The 775-nt window shown below is 59.9% G+C and carries 1 protein-coding gene; it reads left to right on the top strand.

Features of this window, described 5'->3' with window-relative positions; translation table 11 throughout:
* Positions 1 to 775, top strand: a 775-nt coding sequence (locus GY937_19355; GenBank protein ID MCP5058864.1) for a hypothetical protein, incomplete at both ends; no start/stop codon positions are given.

Genomic DNA, 775 nt, shown 5'->3' with positions numbered 1-775 from the left:
GGCTGACACTGTGGATGCACTGGCTGCGTTCCTCAAGTTGCCCGCTGCGTGGGGCCTGATGCAGGCAGCAGACAGTGACTTCCAGAAGGACCAGCGCACAGAGCTGTTCCGTGACCAGCTGGGTGACGCCTTGGGCCTGCTATCAGGTGGACCCGTTGAGGGGATCAAGACCACGGCCGAGATGTGGAGTGGCCAGGACCTATTCATTGGTGGTGACCTGAGCGACGTGGACCGCAACTGGGTGGACAGCGTGACTCGTCTCACCGATGTTGTAATCCCTGCCTTGGGCAAGCTCGATAGGGAGCTGGAGTACTCCGGAACTTACGAGTCCTTGGGCGTCCTTCAAGACCCAGAGCGCCCCGACCGCAACCAGGGCCGGCTACGCCTGCTCAACACCCTGCTCGGGATGACGGTCACCAAGGACTTGAACGACCCGGATCAGATCACCAGGAACATGAACGGCCTGAGCTACGAACTCGGGAGCAGCCTCGATGAGTTGAAGGGTGACCTTGAGTTGGCGGGCACACCGGCCCTACGGATAGAGGACTTTCTAGAGATGGGAGACTCCTACCGCCAGAATCAGGCATTCGAGTTCCTGCTCTACAACACCATCGCAGGCGAACCCCTGACCACCGAGCAGAAGGCGGAGCTCCAGCGCTTCGTACCCAAGGCCATCCTCGAGATGGCCGGTGTCAACCAGTCAGATTCTGAACGATCAGAGTGGAGTGTCCAGGACAAGGAGAACAAGATCCGGTCCATCACCACTGCGCTCCAG

Source organism: bacterium (genome assembly GCA_024228115.1).
In the GTDB taxonomy this organism is placed as follows: domain Bacteria; phylum Myxococcota_A; class UBA9160; order UBA9160; family UBA6930.
The sequence above is the reverse complement of the archived record's forward strand: the minus strand, read 5'-3'. Positions and strand labels throughout refer to the sequence as shown.